This window comes from Oscillospiraceae bacterium (genome assembly GCA_022483045.1).
GTDB lineage: Bacteria > Bacillota > Clostridia > Oscillospirales > Acutalibacteraceae > Caproicibacterium.
Genome location: JAKVOA010000001.1, coordinates 566,430 through 583,876, shown reverse-complemented (window position 1 = coordinate 583,876; position 17,447 = coordinate 566,430). Strand labels below are relative to the sequence as shown.

Here is a 17,447-nt window from a genome sequence, read left to right as displayed (position 1 = left end):
GCCACGCCCGGCAGCAACCGGTGCAGTAGCATTATAACACACCGCGCAAAATAGATTCAATTTTTCTGTCGGTTTTCTTTCTGTTATTTACTTTCTGTAAATAAAACGGTATACTAAATAAAATACATAAAATTGAATGTTTTAAGTCTCTGTCTTTTTACAAGGAGGGTGTATTGTTTTATGTACTATCTTGGTATTGACCTTGGCGGCACAAACATCGCCGTTGGCGTCATTGATGAGAACTACAATCTGATTTCAAGCGCAAAAAATCACACCCGGGTCCCCTGCCCGGAAAACGAACTGACCGAGCAGCTGGCAAGGACCGCGCTGCAGGCCCTGCAGGCCGCCAACCTGACCCTGATCGACGTACCGTGGATTGGTGTTGGCTCCCCCGGCAGCATCGACAGCGAAAAGGGTGTTGTTGGCTTTTCCGGCAACCTAAACCTGCACAACTACCCTCTGGCAGAGCAGCTCAGTGAGCGCCTGCAGGGCAAAAAAGTGCTGGTGGAAAATGATGCGAATGCTGCCGCTTTCGGCGAGTATAAGGCCGGCGCATTGGAGGGCACCGCAAATGCACTGGCTATTACACTGGGCACCGGCATCGGCGGCGGCATTATCATTGATGGCAAAATTTACTCCGGCTGCAACGGCGCCGCCGGCGAGCTGGGGCACCAGGTCATTGCGGTAGACGGCCGTCCCTGCACCTGCGGCCGCCGCGGTTGCTGGGAAGCCTATGCCTCTGCAACCGGACTTATCCGCACAACAGAGGAAGTCATGCTGACCTCAAAAGACAAAACCTCGCCGATCTGGCAGATTGTTGGCGGCGACCTGACGAAAATCAATGGCCGCACCGCCTTTGACGCTATGCGCGCCGGCGACCCGCTCGGCCAAAAAGCCGTGGATATGTTTATCCGCGACCTCGGCACGGGCATTGTCAACTGCATCAACATCTTCCAACCAGACCGCATCTGCATCGGCGGCGGCATCTGCAACGAAAAAGATACCCTGCTCAAGCCGCTGCGCGAATTCATAAAGGACGAAACTTTCTTAGTGCCTAACGCCAAACAAACTGAGGTGTGCATTGCAAAGCTTGGCAATGACGCCGGCATTATCGGTGCGGCTCTGCTGGGAACCGCCTGAGGGACAGGAGATAGAAAAATGAGCATTACAGAAAATTCTTTCGGTACTTTGCAAAACGGCACCGCCGTTTCCGCTTATACACTGAAAAACGCCGCTGGTGCCTCGCTGACGCTGCTTTCCTACGGCGCACGCATTGCCTCTCTGCGCATGCCAGACCGCGACGGGAACTTTGCAGAAATGGTGCTGGGACACAGCACACTGGACGAATACGCAGCACCAGGCGACTACCTGGGCACCGCAGTGGGCCGCTATGCCAACCGCATTGCCGGCGGTACTTTTGATATTGGCGGCAAAACATACACCCTTGATAAAAACGAGGGGCTTAACACGCTGCATGGCGGCAGCGATGGCTTTTCTTCCCGCAACTGGCGCTGTAAGCACCGCGACAACAGCACGGACGCGCCCTCCATTACCTTTACCTGCACCAGCCCGGACGGCGACCAGGGCTTTCCCGGCACCTGCAGTGTTTCTGTCACTTACTGCCTGACCACGGACAACGCGGTCATCATCGACTACCGTGCCGAGTGCAGCAAAACGACTTACCTGAATTTGACTAACCACTCTTTCTTTACTTTAGGTGCAGAGAGCAGTGAAGAGCTCTTGGCGTCTGTCCTGCAGTTAAATGCAGATTCTTTCCTAGCAGCGGACGACAGCCTGCTTCCGACCGGAAAAGTGCTGCCGGTCGACGGCACTGCAGAAGATTTCCGCAGCTTTAAGCCGATTGGACAGGACATTGCCAAAGACGAGCCGTTGCTGCATCACTGTGGTGGCTACGACCACTGCTTTGTTTTAAATGGCACCGGCATGCGCAGAGCCGCCGAAGTCTGCAACAAAACTCGCGGCATTCGTATGCTGGTCTTTACCGATCAGCCTGGCATGCAGTTGTATACAGCAAACAGCTTTGGCGAAGGCAGTAAAGGTCGCGATGGCTCTCCCCTTCTGCCACACACTGCTGTCTGCCTGGAAACGCAGCATTTTCCGGACAGTCCCCACCATCCACAGTTTCCATCAGCGCTGCTTCCGGTCGGTAAAACGTTCCGCAGCCGCACAGTTTATAAATTCGAAGCAGAAAACTGCTGAAGCAAAGGCCGCCTTTCCCGGGCGGCCTTTTTGTACGGAAACGCAGCATTTTCCGGGCAGTCCCCACCATCCGCAGTTTCCATCAGCGCTGCTTCCGGTCGGTAAAACGTTCCACAGCTGCACAGTTTATAAATTCGAAGCAGAAAACTGCTGAAGCAAAGGCCGCCTTGCCCGGGTGGCCTTTTTGTATAAAAAATCCCGCCGACAGGTATTCCTGTATCGACGGGATCTGAATAGAATCTTATTCTTCAGCGGAAGCGGCCTGCGGCTTTGCATGGCCTTTCTTCTGCTTTTTCTGCTTGTGTTCATTCCAGCCGACATACAACGGGCCGGCGATGCACACAGAGGAATAGCAGCCGGAAACAACACCAATCATCATCGGCAAAGCCAGCGTGGTAACACTGGTCAACTGATAATAGGCGGCGACCACACACAAGCACGCAATAACCATGACCGTGCACAATGCGGTAAAAATGGAGCGGCTCAGCGTCTGGTTGATACTCAAATCGACCAGCTCGCCAATCGGCGTCTTTGCGGGCATCTCGGTGCGATTTTCGCGGATACGGTCATAGACGATAATTGTATCGTTGAGTGAGTAACCGAGAATCAGCAGAATAACCGCGATAAAGTTGCCGTTGATGGGCATTTGGAAAAAGATGAATGTAAAATACACCATACAGACATCGTGCAGCAGAGCAACAATCGCCATGACACCAGCTGACATACCGCCGATTTTGCGGAAGCGCAGGGCGATATACAGGACCAGCAGCACAATGGTGATTGCAACAGCGACCAGACATTTTACAAAGAATTTCTGCCCCATGGAGGGATTGATCGAACTGGACTCAATCAGTGAAAACTTACTGTTTGTAAACTTAGTCTGCAGGTCTTTTGCAATTTGCTGCTGCGTTTCCACGGAAATAGCGTCTGTACCGGAAAGCTCAATCGTCACGTTATTGGTCGTGGCAGTGCCGGAAGAATTCTTGACGTTTTTATTCAGCAGAACCGAAGCATCGCGCTTTACGGTATTCTTTACTGTCTTTTCCACTTCGGTCTGCGTCACTGCGCCGGAAGCATCCGTATAAGAATACTTCAGCTGTGTGCCGCCGCGGAATTCAATATCCAGCTTAGCGCCAAAGACAATGTTGCAGATGACACCCACAAGGATAATGCCAATGGAAATAGCATAGTAAATTTTGCGGTTTTTACTAAACCGAATCTTAAACTGCTTCATGGATTGCACCTCCGTAAAGCCACTTTTTGCGCAGAGGTTTGAAAGCAGAAAGCGACCGGGTCATTGCACGGCTGGTATAAATACCGAAGATGAAGTTGCCGATGTTGCCGATCAACAGCGTGTAGCCGAAGGAATAAATGGAGCCGGTTGTGCTGGCGCCAAACAGTGCAGAGAGGATATTTGTCGGGCCAAAGACCAGCATCAGGATGACAGCAACCAAGATTGTGGTAATGTTGCCGTCAAAGATAGCCCAGAAGCTGTTTTTGTCGCCGGCGGTAATGGCCGCGTCCAGCGACTTGCCGGCATAAAGCTCCTCTTTGATTCGCGTCGCAGTAATGATGTTGGCATCCACGCCCATGCCGATAGATAGAATCATACCCGCAATACCGGGCAAGGTCATGGTAAAGCTCTTCATAAATGGGAAGAAACCGGAAACTGCCGCAAAGCACAGCGCCATCTGCCCGCACAAAGAGATAACCGCCACAAAGCCGGGCAGGCGGAACACCAGAATCATAAAGATAGCAACCAGAATGAAGCCGACAATGCCCGCAAGCGCCATAGCATACAGCGAAGAGGTGCCCAAAGTCGGGCTGACGCTGCTAAAGCTGCTGACCGTTAACTTAAACGGCAGCGCGCCGGCATTGATTTGGTTTGCTAATTTTGTAGCAGAATCAGAGGTAAAGTTGCCGCTGATTTCGGCTTTGCCGCCAGTAATGCCGGTCTGGCCGAACTTGGTCTTGTCAACCGAAGCTGAAGAAATCATCGTGTCATCCATCCAGATTGACAAGGTGCTGCTTTCGTTGGCAACTTTTTTCGTAGCGGCAGCAAATTTTTGTGCGCCGCTGCTGGTCAGCTCCAGCTCGACCACATAGGTGCTTTGGCCAGAGGTAGAGTCCTGTGAAACACCGGCCTTGGCAGACTTTACATCGCTGCCGGAAAGGAAGGTCGTTTTCGCAGTCGTTCCCTTTGGCGTTGTGTAAATGGTCTCACCGTCGCTGCCGGTCGATGTATTGGTGTACTCGCTTCCCTCGCGGAAAGTCAGGACAGAGGTGGCAGACAGTTCTTTTAGGGCCGACTCCGGGTCAAAGCTTGTCTCTTCGCTCTGCCACGGAAAGCGGGTGATGATTTTACCTTGACTGTAATCTGCGTACAGCTCATAGTCTGTAATATTATTCTGCACCATACGGGTCTCGATGACAGATTTTGCAGAGTCCAGCTGCTCTTTCGTTACCTTTTTCCCGCTTGACTCGGGGGAAAAAGTAGCCTCAACGCCGCCCTTGATGTCAATGCCCCATCTGATATCCCCAACGCCTTTTACATAAGTCGTTTTGGTATCGCCTTTGTACGAATAAACGCCCGAAATGGAAACGAACGTAAAGGCTAAGATGAGGATCGCGACAATGAAAAAAATGGGTTTTCGTGCTCGCTTCATGCGCAAGTCCTCCAATTTGCTTTTTTTCCGCGAAAAAACTGAATTTCGCAGACGTAGCAAGTTTATTATAGTAATTCTGTGTTGGAAAGTCAATGTTTCCGAAAGGAAAAGGCCGCCTAAAAAGGCAGCCTTTTTGTACAGCAAAACAAAAGTAAAAATAAAGAATCAGCAATGTAGGAGTTTTTCGCACACAGCCAGCTGCGCACACAGGCAAAAAAGTTTTGCCGCTTGCTTTACTTCCGCAAGGGGTGGGTATGTCGGCGCCACACGGATATTGCTGTCCTGCGGGTCAATATGGTATGGGAAAGTGGCACCGGCACCGGTCAGGGTAACGCCGGCTTCTTTGCACAAGGCGACTGTGCGCTTTGCGCAGCCGGGCTGCACATCAACGCTGATGAAGTAACCGCCGCGGGGATTGGTCCACGATGCGACACCCTTGCCGGCAAGCTCCTCGTCAAAGATTTTCTCTACAGCCTGAAACTTCGGGGCAATCAGTGCGCGCTGGCGCTCCATTTGGGCTTTCACCCCTCCCACTTTTTTCAGGAAGAGCAGGTGGCGCAGCTGGTTCATTTTATCCGGCCCGATAATCTGGTAATGCCGGTATTCGCGCATGACTTCCAGATTTTTGTCGCTGGCACCCATCGCAGCTACGCCCGCACCCGGGAACGTAACCTTGCTGGTAGAGGCAAAGAAAAACGGAAGGTCAGGGTTTCCCGCTGCTTTGCAGGCTTCCCACAAATTCAGCAGCTGGTCAGGAGTATCAGTAAGCTCGTGCACGCAGTATGCGTTATCCCAAAAAATGCGAAAATCCGGGGCAGCGGGCTTCAGTGCAGCAATGCGCCGCACGGTTTCATCAGAGTATGTAATGCCAGTCGGGTTGGAATACTTTGGTACACACCACATTCCCTTAATAGCAGGGTCAGCAGCAACTAAGTTTTCCACCACATTCATATCCGGCCCAGTCGCCAGCATTGGAACTGCGATGAGTTCAAAGCCAAAATATTCGGTAACAGCAAAGTGGCGGTCATAACCCGGCGACGGGCAGAGAAATTTGCGCCGCTTTTCGGTGCACCACGGTTTTCCGCCCGGCATGCCGTGTGTCATGCCGCAGGAAATGGTGTCGAACATCATATTCAGACTGGAATTGCCGCCGATAAGGATATTGGAAGCCGGCACACCCATCAGCCCAGAAAACAGCTGCCGCATTTCCGGCAGGCCGTCCGGCTGGCCGTAGTTTCGGCAGTCTGTACCGTCCGCCAAAACCGGGTTGGTCTTGGAATTGAGTGAATCAAGCATTTCCATGGAAAGGCCCAGCTGGTCAGCGGCAGGCTTGCCGCGCGCCATATTGAGCTTTAGCCCCTGTGCCTTGCAGGCCTCAAATTGTTTTGCAAGCTTTGCCTGCTGCTGCTTCAGTTCCGTTTCCGACATTTCTGTAAAATTCACGCAGTATGCACTCCCAACTACTCAAACTATCGTAAAAGTGAAATAAACCTTTCCTATTGTACAAAATCAGCGCAAAAAATGCAAGACTTAAAATGAAATCTTGCACATTTCCGGTTTATCCTGTCAAAGTCTGCAGCCTTTTGGCGATTTTTTGTTTGTTTATGCAAAAGAGTATAAAGAAAGACCGCCAAAGCGGTCTTTCTTTTAAAACTCTGCACTGCCGGGCGTACGTGGAAATGGCAGCACGTCGCGGATATTCTGAATGCCGGTCAGATACATGACCATGCGCTCAAAGCCAAGGCCAAAGCCGCCGTGGCGGGCCGTACCGTAGCGGCGCAGGTCGAGATACCACCAGTAGTCCTCTTCTTTCATGCCCAGTTTGTGCATTTTCTGCTGCAGGATCTCCAGGCGCTCTTCACGCTGGCTGCCGCCGATAATTTCGCCGATACCGGGCACCAGCAGGTCTACCGCGGCAACGGTCTTTTGGTCCGGGTTTTCGCGCATATAAAAGGCCTTGATGCCGGCGGGATAATCCGTAACAAATACTGGGCGCTTGTAAACCTGCTCGGTCAGGTAGCGCTCGTGCTCGGTCTGCAGGTCGCAGCCCCATTCCACTTTATACTCGAAATGGTCGTTGTTCTTCTCCAGCAGTTTCACTGCATCTGTGTAGGTAACCCGCGCAAAGTCGTGGTCCAGTACATTCTGCAGGCGCTGCAAAAGCCCCTTGTCTACAAAGTGGTTGCAGAAATCGAGGTCCTGTGGGCAGGTCTTCATGACGTAGCGAATTACGTCTTTCATCATGGCCTCTGCCAGTTTCATCACGTCCTCTAGGTCTGCAAAGGCAATTTCCGGCTCAATCATCCAAAACTCAGCCGCGTGGCGCTGTGTGTAGGACTTTTCTGCACGGAATGTTGGGCCAAAGGTGTACACCTGCCCAAAAGCCATTGCCATGCACTCGGCCTCAAGCTGGCCGGAAACCGTCAGCGAAGCGGGCCGCTGAAAAAAGTCTTCTTTAAAGTCCACCCTGCCGTCCGGTGTTTTAGGCGGATTGGCGGGGTCCAGTGTGGTGACGCGGAACATTTCGCCCGCACCCTCGGCATCGCTTGCCGTAATCAGCGGTGTATTTACGTAAACAAAGCCGCGCTGCTGGAAGAAACGGTGAATTCCGTATGCGGCGGCGGAGCGTACGCGGAAAGCCGCCGAAAACAGATTGGTGCGCGGGCGCAGGTGCGCAATGCTGCGCAGGTACTCAACACTGTGGCGCTTTTTCTGGAGCGGATAGTCTGGGGCAGAGGCACCCTCCAGTTTAATCTCTGCCGCGTGCACCTCAAACGGCTGGCGCGCTTTGGGTGTCAGCAGCACTTCACCTGTCACGCATACAGCAGCGCCGACGTTGTATTTTGTTATCTCTTCAAAATTTTCTACTTTGTCCGCCTCAAAGACGACCTGCAGACCCTTAAAGCAGCTGCCGTCATTCAGGTCGATAAAGCCAAGGGCTTTGCTGTCGCGCACAGAGCGCACCCAGCCGCACACGGTAATGCTTTTGCCGCCAAAGCTTTCCGCATCCCGGTAAAGTTCCGAAATTCTGGTCCGATCCAACTTTTTTTCCTCCTAGCGCCGGCCGCAAAAGCCGGCAGATAAAATCATATTATACATAGGATAGTTTACAGCAGCAAAAGCCTATACGCAAGTTTTCCCATAAAAAAATGAGAATTTGCAAAAAAGGCTTGCATTTTCCGGAACATATGCTATAATAATTTAGTCGCTGATAAAAAGCGATGTTGTTTTGCCAGTTGGAGAGGTATTCTAATTGGTAAGGAGCCACATTGGAAATGTGGTGTGCCGCAAGGCATTGTGCGTTCGAGTCGCATCCTCTCCGCCATTCATATCCACAAACATATTTCTGCCTTTGCAGCAGAAAGTGTTTGCGGATTTTTTTATGCTCAAAATCCGCTGTAGGTCAGCTTTTTTGTCCCCCAGGCGCCTCGCTGTGCTCTGCTTTTAAAGTATACAGATCGCTCCGCCGGGCAAAAATCAGCGGCAGCTGGCGGCGCACCGATGCGTTTTCGGCAAAGTCAATTTCATGCAGAAGGATCTGCTCCCCTTCTCCTGCACGCTCCAGTACACTGCCCCACGGCGAGCAAAGAATCGAATTTGCATAGGAAACGTAGGGTGCCGCTGTGTCGCGCGCCGGGGCAATGCCTGCCGTAAACAGCTGATTGTCTACCGCGCGCTGACGAAACAGCAGCTCCCAGTGTGCAGGGCCAGTGGTCATATTGAAAGCGGCCGGCACCAGCAGAAGCTGTGCACCCCGCCGCTGCATAAGACCGGCAAGCTCTGGAAAGCGGAAGTCAAAGCAGATACATACGCCGATTTTCCCAAATTCTGTAGGGAATACCGTAATATCTTCTCCGGCGGAAAATGTGGCGGATTCACAGAAAGATTGCCCGCTCTCTACATGGATGTCAAACAGGTGCATTTTTCGGTGGCGGGCGGCTTCTCTGCCCTGCGGGTCAAAGACAAAGCAGGTGTTGTAAAGGCACCCGTCTTCCTGCTCTGGGAAGCTGCCGCCGACAAGCCAAATGTGGTTTCCCTGGGCCATGCGGGAAAGTGCCCGCCAAATGTCCCTGCCGCGTGCTTCTGCCGCACGGACAAACCAGCTGTTCTCATACGGGCAGACAAACATTTCCGGCAGCACAGCTATCTGCGCGCCACGGTCTGCGGCCTGTTTTACCAAGGCCGCCGCGCGTCGCAGGTTCTCTTCCTTTTTTTCGCTTACGTGCATCTGCAGCAGTGCCAGTTTCATGGTACCGCACCTCTTTCCATTCGTTTTATTTCTTTTGTCAAACATATAATTATTCTTGCCCATCAGCTAAAAGATTGTTATAATCAAAGTAATGGAATTCGCTTTCTTTTTTGCGGCAAGTTTTCCTAGCCCTGCCTTACTTTACTAGCCGGTCTTTTCAGGCGGCAGGAATGGCGGCTTCCGTTATTATAGCGCAAACTTTGATGTTTAGAAACAGGCGGTGCACAACATGAATAAACGAAAATATCCAAAAGCGGCGGCGGTGATCGACATCGGCTCCAGTGAGCTGCGGCTTCGCATTGCGCAGCTGCGCAAAGGCAAGATCTGTGAACTGGACCGCCTTGCTTATCCACTGGCCCTGGGGCACGAGGTCTTTACCGGGCAGAAAATCGGCCTAGAGTGTTTTCGCGAAATGAGCAAAGCCCTTGCGGGATTTACCGCTTTGATGAAAGAATACGGCATTACGCAGTACCGCGCGGTGGCAACCACTGCTCTGCGGGAAGCCGACAACCGTGCGTTTATCTTAGACCAGCTGAAAGTGCAGAATAATCTGAATGTTGAGGTACTGGAAGCGGACGAGGAAAAAACGCTGATTTACTCGGAAATTCTGTCGTCTCTGCAGGACTCCGGTATGATGCAGGCGGGCAACTCACTGTTTGCCTTTATCGGTTCTGGCACCATCGGCACCGCCGTGTACAATGGCAGCACCATGATTTACTCACAGAATCTGCCGGTCGGCGCGCTGAAACTTCACGATATGCTGGAGCGCATTCAGGACCAGACAGAGGATTTCAGCACTGTCGTCGAAGAATACCTGGAATCAATTTTTGCATACCAGGAAATTTCACAATGCGACCTGAGCAATATTATTTTGACCGGCAACGACATGAAACTGATTGCCAAGCTCTGCGGTGTAGAAGAACAAAACGGTATTTTTACCATTCCAGTCAAAAAAATAACGAAACTTTATAAACATATCCGTACCCTGCGTGCCGACAAAATTGCACAGCTGTACGGCATTACCGAAAGCAGTGCAGAAATTCTGTATGCTGCACTTGCTATTTACATGCAGCTCATTCGCAATGCCACCGCGCAGCAGGTGTTTTCGCCACAGGTCAACCTGTGGGACGCGCTGATGCGGCAGATGCTGCTGCCCAAGAGAAAAACTGAGTACGCGGAATACGTGCACGAAAACGCAATCTCCTGCGCAAACCATATTGCAGAAAACTACCACTGCAGCCGCCCCCACGCCGACAATGTGCGGCAGATTGCCTGCACGATGTTCGACCGTCTCAAGCCCCTGCACGGCCTTGGCAAAGACCAGCGCCTGGTCCTGGAGCTCGCCGTGATTCTGCACGAAAGCGGCTACTATGTTTCGGTAAAAGACCACCTGCAGGCAAGCTTCGACATCATTCGCAGCACCGACATCTACGGTATTACCAGCCGCGACATTCTGCGTGCAGCCTATGTTGCCCGCTACAATGAATACACTGTGCCCGATTTCCGTAAAGTAGACTACATCTCTATGCCTGAACAAGAACGCACCGTCATTGCAAAGCTGGTTGCGATTTTTCGCCTTGCCAATTCACTGGACAAATCACAGAAGCAGAAGATCAAGTCCGTAAAAGTGAAGCGGCTGGATGAGCAGATGATTGTAACCGCCGAAACCAACGAAAATATTTTTCTGGAAAACTGGGCTTTTGAGCAGTGCTCTGCTTTTTTCAAAGAAGTTTTTGGTCTGTATCCGGTTTTAAAAATCAAGCAGACCCTGATATAAACCCAACACCGCTAGTAAACTGGAGGAACCAAAATGAGCGAAAAAGCACCTGCTGCCGTGCCTGCGCCGCAGCCTATGCCTTACTATAACCGCGAACTGAGCTGGATGGACTTTAACGCGCGTGTACTAGAAGAATGTTTTGAAAAAGAAAACCCGATTCTTGAGCGCGTGCGTTTTCTTTCCATTACAGCCAGCAACCTGGACGAATTCTTTATGGTTCGTGTTGCCGGTGTCATGGAGCAGATTCACAGCAAATACCATAAACCCGATGTTAGCGGCCTAACCCCCAAAGAACTGTACGCAGCGCTTTCTGAAAAGATCCATGCTTTTACGGAAAAGCAGTATTCCTGTCTGCACCGGTCGATTCTGCCGGTTTTAAAAAAAGCCGGCATTCGCTTTTTGGTACCGGACGAAATGGACGCTGAACAACTAGAGTACATGACTGAATACTTCCATAAAATTCTTTTTCCGGTGCTGACGCCTCTTGCTGTAGACCGCAGCCGGCCTTTCCCCTTTTTGGCTAACAAGAGCCTAAATATTGCCGTGCGGCTTGCCGGCAAACAAGAGGACGAGGAAGAGGACTGTTTCGCTGTTGTGCAGGTGCCGGGCATTCTTTCGCGGTACCTAGAGCTGCCCGGCAAAGGCGAGCGCTGTTTTGTCCTGCTGGAAAACGTGATTATTTACAGCATGGAGCAGCTTTTTGAGGCACGCAAAATTCTGGCAGCCTGTCCGTTCCGCATCACGCGCAACAGCGACCTTGACATTGATGAAGAGTCTGCCGACCTGATGATTGAAATACAGAAATCCATCAAAAAGCGTAAGCGCGGCGCACCGGTGCGGCTGGAGCTGCTGCAAAAATGTGACCCGGCAATCAAAGATTTCCTGTTAGAAATGCTTGATGTAGACCAAAGCAGCATTTACGAGTCGCCCGGCCCGCTGGACCTGACCTTTTTCTCAAAGTTTGCCAACCTGCCCGGGTGCGAAAATCTGTGTTTCAAGCCGATTACACCAGTTTATCCGCCGGCTGATTTCTGGGGCTATACGGATATTTTTGAGGCTATCCGTGAAAAGGACCGCATGGTGCACCACCCGTATGAAAGTTTTGACGTTGTGGTAAACTTTATCCGCGCGGCAGCTGAGGATGAAAACGTACTGGCGATTAAGCAGACGCTTTACCGCGTGAGCGGCCACTCGCCAATTATCGCAGCGCTGATTAAAGCGGCGGAAAATGGCAAGCAGGTGACCGTGCTGGTCGAACTGAAAGCCCGCTTTGATGAGGAAAACAATATCCTTTGGGCTAAGAAACTGGAAAATGCCGGCTGCCACGTTATTTACGGCCTGGCAGGCCTAAAGACTCACTGCAAGATTGCGCTGGTTGTCCGCCGCGAAGAGGACGGCATTCGCCGCTACTTGCACATGGGCACCGGCAACTACAACGACAGCACCGCCAAGATTTACACCGATATCGGCCTGTTTACCTGCAAAGAGCCCTTTGGCATTGATGCAAGCAGCCTGTTTAACGTCTTGACCGGCTACAGCCGCCCGCCGGAGTACAATAAATTCCGGGTAGCGCCGCACGGTCTGCGCAGTTTCTTTGAATACATGATTCGCTGCGAAACTCAAAACGCCAAGCAGGGTCTGCCAAGCGGCATTACCGCCAAAGTAAATTCTCTGGTAGACCCGGCCATTATCAAGCTGCTGTATGAAGCGAGCTGCGCGGGGGTGCCCATTCGGCTGATTGTGCGCGGCATTTGCTGCCTGATACCTGGCCTGCCCGGTGTCAGCGAAAATATTGAAGTCACCAGCATTGTCGGTCAGCTGCTGGAACACAGCCGCATTTTCCGCTTTGAAAATGGCGGCAGCCCCAAAATCTACATGGGCAGCGCCGACTGGATGCCCCGCAACCTTGACCGCCGGGTGGAGCTGGTCTTCCCTGTAGAGGACCCTGACCTAAAACAGCGCGGATTCGATATTCTTGACCTGATGCTGCGCGATAATATCAACGCGCGCCGTATGCTGTGCAACAAAGAATATGAGCACATTGACCGCCGCGGCAAAGCCCCCTGCAACTGTCAGATTGAGTTCAGTAAACTGGCACAGCAGGCTGTACAGGAGCTGGAAAAGCAGGACCAGGATAAGCCCCTGACGCCGCTTTTCAGCCCTAGGACAGCGGAATCTTAACGCAGCGGGAACCAAGCTGCCGGCAAAATGCCCGCAGCAGAGATGTATATGCAAGCCTTATGCAGAAAAGGATGTGAAAACATGTTGAAAGTAGGAATTTTAACCAGCGGCGGTGACTGTCAAGGCCTCAATGCAGCCATTCGCGGGCTGGGCAAAGCGCTGCTTTGCGAATTTGGCAAGGACGTGACCATTTACGGCATTGAGGACGGCTACCGCGGCCTTATCGAGGGCAACTACCACAAAATGACGCCGCACGATTTTTCCGGCATTATCAACCTTGGCGGCACTATTCTGGGCACAAGCCGCCAGCCTTTTAAGCTGATGCGGGTAACCACAGACGACAATGTTGACAAAGTAAAGAACATGAAAGACAACTACAAAAAGATGGGGCTTGACTGCCTGGTGATTTTAGGCGGAAACGGCACACACAAAACGGCCAACCTGCTCAGTCAAGAGGGCCTGCACGTTGTCACACTGCCCAAGACTATCGACAACGACATTTGGGGCACAGACATCACGTTTGGTTTTCAAAGTGCTGTCGACGTAGCCGCCAATGTTCTGGACTGCATTCATACCACGGCTACTTCCCATGGGCGCATTTTTATTATCGAGATTATGGGCCACAAAGTCGGCTGGCTGACCCTGCACGCGGGCATTGCCGGCAGCGCAGATGCAATTCTGCTGCCGGAGATTCCCTATAAAGTCAGCAATATCGTAAAAATGATTGACAAGCGCAGCAAAGCCGGCAAACGCTTTTCCATTCTTGCAGTAGCTGAGGGCGCCATTTCGCAGGACGAAGCGAAGATGAGCAAAAAAGAGCTGAAAGCAAAGCGCGCCGCTGAACCTTTCCCCTCTGTTTCCTATCGCTTGGCAAAAGATTTAGAGGACGCCACCGGCCACGAGATTCGCGTAACGGTGCCGGGGCACATTCAGCGCGGCGGCAGTCCCTGCCCCTATGACCGGGTGCTTTCCACCCGCTTTGGCGTAGCGGCGGCCCAACTGATTAAGAAAGAACAGTACGGCTATATGGTAGCCATGCGCAACAATGTGATTGTTCCCGTGCCGCTGAGTGAAGTGGCCGGCAAACTAAAAACTGTGCCGCCCGACTGTGACGTGATACAGACCGCGCGCGACATTGGCATTTGTTTTGGTGATTAAAGGAGGTTATCCGTATGTTTTGTCCACATGTACACTGCAGCCCAGAGTACGAAGAACGTCAGGAATCCATGCACCACGCAGCAAAAGCGGTGACATTGCTTTCGCTGATTGTCAGCCTGCTTTCACTGATCACCAGTTTTGTTTACTTTGCAAGAAAGCTGCGCTGCCTTGGGGAGCTGAACCGCTCTCTTCCCATTATGCGGCTGGCCGCAAAGAAATACCTGAATCATTCTGACACTGGCAGCAGTGAAACAAAAGCCGAGACTGAAGCATCGCAGGTGCCCGAAGAAAAAGACTGAACTCTCACTTGTAAGAAGCGACCTACTGCTTAATCGGCAAAACTGCGATGAAAAAACTGCCTTTTCTAAATGACAATCAAAAACAGCAAAAGGCGCGTAAAAAGCGATCTGCTTTTCACGCGCCTTTTGCTGTATATTTGCTTGTACAGTGAAACAAACTGTTACCGCAGCAGGGCCTGTTTAGGCTGACACCCCCCTAACAGCTCCTCGTCTTTTACCTTTTGGTGTAAGCCATGCTGTATTTTACGTAAAATAACAATTCTTTAGTTTGTCCAGATACATTCCAAGCTGACAGCCTCTTGAAAAATGATTGTATCATTTCTATACGGTTCACTCCACATAAGCGCAGAAGGCAGTACTTTTTGTAAAACAGAGCCGTGCTTTTCTGTGAAAAATCCTCTTGTATTCTGCAGTGAATACAGTATAATGATACTTTAAAAAGCCATATCAGAATGATTTCTCCGAAAGGACACAACAAAATGGACAACATCACAAGGCGCGACCGCGGCATGGCATACATTGCCGACCAGGCCGTATATCAGGAAATGCAGATTGCCCGCAGGTTGACCGGGAAGTTTAACCACGCTGACCCGGCGGATTTTGATCTGCTCGATTCCCTAGCCCATCAGATTATCAAAAACTGCGGTAAAAACATGATTCTCAGCCAGCCCTTTTACTGCGACTATGGAACGCATATCTCGGTTGGCGACAATTTCTTTTCCAACTACAACTGTGTTATTTTAGACGTGGCACAGGTCACGATCGGCGACAATGTATTTTTTGCGCCAAACGTGGCGGTCTACACTGCCGGGCACCCGGTGCACCCACAGGCCCGCAACTCCATGTATGAATACGGCATTCCCGTAACCATTGGCAGCAACGTCTGGGTCGGCGGCAATGTCGTGATTACACCAGGCGTCACGATTGGCAACAACACTGTCATCGGCGCAGGCAGCGTAGTGACGCACAGGATTCCCTCCGGTGTAATTGCCGTAGGGAATCCGTGCCGCGTCTTGCGCAAAATAACAGAAGAAGACAAAAAATATTACTATAAGAAGCAGGAATTTGACGCAGAGGCGTGGGCCGCCATCAATTCGTCAAAGGCCTGATACAGAAAGAAGGATCTGTATGACAGAGGACGAACGCAAAGAAAAAGGACTGCTCTGGTGTGATACCGGCGAATACCTGGAGGAACAGACCCGGGCAAAGCAGCTGGCGTATGAATTCAATCACCTAGACCCGGCAAAAAAGGAGCGCCGCGTAGAGCTGCTCCACGAAATTTTTGGCTCGGTCGGTGAGCAGGTTTGGGTAGAACCCACGCTTTCGCTTGCCCGTGGCAAGACGGTTACGATTGGGGACGATACGTACATCAACTCCAATCTTACCCTGATTGACGACTGGAAAATCACCATCGGCAGCCATGTGCTGATTGCCACCGGTGTCACAATCACCACCACGGGGCACCCGGTACACTATAAGGCGCGCCCGCATGGAGAAATGTTCAGTAAGCCAGTGGTGATTGAGGACCACGCGTGGATTGGCTGCAATGTGGTAATCCTGCCGGGCGTAACCATCGGCATGGGTGCCGTTGTCGGCGCAGGCAGCATTGTCACGCACGACATTCCACCCATGACCGTTGCTGTCGGAAACCCGTGCCGCGTTATTCGTAAAATCACCGATACCGAAAAAGACTGGTAATATAAAAAAGCTGCACCAAGGAAAACCCTTGGTGCAGCTTTTTGTAGCTATGATTTATATTTATTATATAAAAGAAATTGTACTACAGAACTTGCTTCTGCGGATTGTGCGGGTGGTTGTTTGGCACCACAGAGGTTCCCTTTTCATGCAGATAGGTACTCTCAAAGTCGGCCAAATGCAGCTTTACCGCGAGCGGATACTTCTCATAGGCCTGCGAAATTGCCTTGCAGCCGCCGCGGGCCGCATCGTCAAAGCCACCCATGTGCCAGCGAATCGCCATCGCCTCACTGGTGCGCAGACGCAAAAAACGCTCTATCAAAAACACCGACTTTTCCCCGTGGCCGTAGGGAAACTGATCGTCAATGCTGTAATAGGGCCGGCGCTCCCACTTTCCGGTTTCTTCATTCTTTACATTCCGCGTACTCTGCTTGTAAAAATTCGCTTTGCAGATATCGTGCAGCAGGCCGCAGATGACATAGCTCTCTTCGCTATCAGTATCCGGCTCAAACCAGTTCATCATGGTCTTATATACGCTGACGCTGTGCTGCACCAAACCGCCTTGGCAGGCGCAGTGATAGCGGGTGCTTGCGGGTGCTGTAAAGAAATCCGTGCGCTGCTGCAGCCATTCCAGCAGTTCCTTGGCGCCCTCACGCTTGACCTTGCTCTGAAAAATTTCGATAAATTCTTCTTTGTACTCCATCCTATTCCGGCTCCTTCCTAACTTCTGGCTATGATTATACCATATCCGCAAAAAAGAGGAAACCTTTTCGCATGTAAAGTACCGCACGGTTTTACCGACCGCAGGAATAAAACTGCCGATACACCTAGCAAATTATTGTTTCTGGTCCGTCAAGTAGTAGAAAATGAAGCAGCTTTTTGGCGTTGCAAAGAGAGAAAAAACGAATTTTGAATGAAAAGGAAGGTCCTATCCATTTCTGTGGGAGTTTTGGGCCTTTGATTTATAAAATAAAAAATCCCCGGAAGCCTTAAATTATGGCTTTCCGGGGGTGGTGCCGATGGTGGGGGTCGAACCCACACGCTATTACTAGCAACGGATTTTGAGTCCGTCTCGTCTGCCAATTCCAACACATCGGCGAATACTTGTATATTATACAACAGGAAGAAACACTTTGCAAGTTTTTTTCGCAGCGCAGGCCGCTATGCTTTAAAAAAGTAAAAGGCCGCAGAGAAAAGCCGGC

General features: G+C 51.3%; 14 protein-coding genes and 2 tRNA genes. 9 read left to right on the top strand and 7 right to left on the bottom strand.

What is annotated here, in order from left to right:
- The first annotated feature begins 180 nt into the window (after positions 1-180).
- Positions 181-1,140 carry an ROK family protein gene (locus LKE53_02790; protein MCH3971689.1) on the top strand — a complete coding sequence of 320 codons (960 nt, stop codon included), beginning with the start codon at positions 181-183 and terminating at the stop codon, positions 1,138-1,140.
- 18 nt (positions 1,141-1,158) lie between these two features.
- A complete protein-coding gene (locus LKE53_02785; protein MCH3971688.1) occupies positions 1,159-2,220 on the top strand; it encodes a galactose mutarotase in 1,062 nt (353 codons plus the stop codon).
- A gap of 241 nt (positions 2,221-2,461) precedes the next feature.
- Here LKE53_02785 and secF read toward each other — a convergent pair whose 3' ends face one another.
- The 4 genes from secF to asnS form a co-directional block, all read right to left on the bottom strand.
- Positions 2,462-3,454 (bottom strand): protein translocase subunit SecF, encoded by a 993-nt coding sequence (gene secF / locus LKE53_02780; GenBank protein MCH3971687.1) that lies wholly within the window; start codon positions 3,452-3,454, stop codon positions 2,462-2,464.
- Complete coding sequence (locus LKE53_02775; protein MCH3971686.1) at positions 3,441-4,886, bottom strand: protein translocase subunit SecD; 1,446 nt, start codon at positions 4,884-4,886, stop codon at positions 3,441-3,443. The genes secF and LKE53_02775 overlap by 14 nt, the downstream gene beginning before the upstream one ends.
- A gap of 165 nt (positions 4,887-5,051) precedes the next feature.
- Positions 5,052-6,329 (bottom strand): aminotransferase class I/II-fold pyridoxal phosphate-dependent enzyme, encoded by a 1,278-nt coding sequence (locus LKE53_02770; protein MCH3971685.1) that lies wholly within the window; start codon positions 6,327-6,329, stop codon positions 5,052-5,054.
- Between the two features lie 204 nt (positions 6,330-6,533).
- Positions 6,534-7,928 (bottom strand): asparagine--tRNA ligase, encoded by a 1,395-nt coding sequence (gene asnS / locus LKE53_02765; protein ID MCH3971684.1) that lies wholly within the window; start codon positions 7,926-7,928, stop codon positions 6,534-6,536.
- 196 nt (positions 7,929-8,124) lie between these two features.
- Here asnS and LKE53_02760 point away from each other — a divergent pair.
- Positions 8,125-8,211 (top strand) — tRNA-Ser (locus LKE53_02760).
- A gap of 78 nt (positions 8,212-8,289) precedes the next feature.
- Here LKE53_02760 and LKE53_02755 read toward each other — a convergent pair.
- Positions 8,290-9,135: a carbon-nitrogen hydrolase family protein gene (locus tag LKE53_02755; protein MCH3971683.1), complete on the bottom strand. Its 846-nt coding sequence runs from the start codon at positions 9,133-9,135 to the stop codon at positions 8,290-8,292.
- Between the two features lie 229 nt (positions 9,136-9,364).
- Here LKE53_02755 and LKE53_02750 point away from each other — a divergent pair, with 229 nt between their 5' ends.
- The 6 genes from LKE53_02750 to LKE53_02725 all read left to right on the top strand — a co-directional run bounded on the left by LKE53_02750 (position 9,365) and on the right by LKE53_02725 (position 16,248).
- Positions 9,365-10,912 (top strand): phosphatase, encoded by a 1,548-nt coding sequence (locus tag LKE53_02750; protein MCH3971682.1) that lies wholly within the window; start codon positions 9,365-9,367, stop codon positions 10,910-10,912.
- A 33-nt stretch (positions 10,913-10,945) separates the two neighbouring features.
- Positions 10,946-13,093 carry an RNA degradosome polyphosphate kinase gene (locus tag LKE53_02745; GenBank protein ID MCH3971681.1) on the top strand — a complete coding sequence of 716 codons (2,148 nt, stop codon included), beginning with the start codon at positions 10,946-10,948 and terminating at the stop codon, positions 13,091-13,093.
- A gap of 81 nt (positions 13,094-13,174) precedes the next feature.
- Positions 13,175-14,251 (top strand): 6-phosphofructokinase, encoded by a 1,077-nt coding sequence (locus LKE53_02740; protein MCH3971680.1) that lies wholly within the window; start codon positions 13,175-13,177, stop codon positions 14,249-14,251.
- Between the two features lie 14 nt (positions 14,252-14,265).
- Entirely contained in the window at positions 14,266-14,550 is a 285-nt protein-coding gene (locus LKE53_02735; protein MCH3971679.1) for a hypothetical protein, read from the top strand.
- Between the two features lie 479 nt (positions 14,551-15,029).
- Positions 15,030-15,659, top strand: coding sequence for a sugar O-acetyltransferase (locus tag LKE53_02730; GenBank protein MCH3971678.1), 630 nt, complete (start codon positions 15,030-15,032; stop codon positions 15,657-15,659).
- A gap of 19 nt (positions 15,660-15,678) precedes the next feature.
- Positions 15,679-16,248 carry a sugar O-acetyltransferase gene (locus LKE53_02725; protein ID MCH3971677.1) on the top strand — a complete coding sequence of 190 codons (570 nt, stop codon included), beginning with the start codon at positions 15,679-15,681 and terminating at the stop codon, positions 16,246-16,248.
- Between the two features lie 82 nt (positions 16,249-16,330).
- Here the strand turns inward: LKE53_02725 and LKE53_02720 are convergent, their stop codons facing one another.
- Together LKE53_02720 and LKE53_02715 are read right to left on the bottom strand one after the other, a co-directional pair.
- Positions 16,331-16,948, bottom strand: coding sequence for a hydrolase (locus tag LKE53_02720; GenBank protein ID MCH3971676.1), 618 nt, complete (start codon positions 16,946-16,948; stop codon positions 16,331-16,333).
- 308 nt (positions 16,949-17,256) lie between these two features.
- Positions 17,257-17,343 (bottom strand) — tRNA-Leu (locus LKE53_02715).
- Between the last annotated feature and the right edge of the window lie 104 nt (positions 17,344-17,447).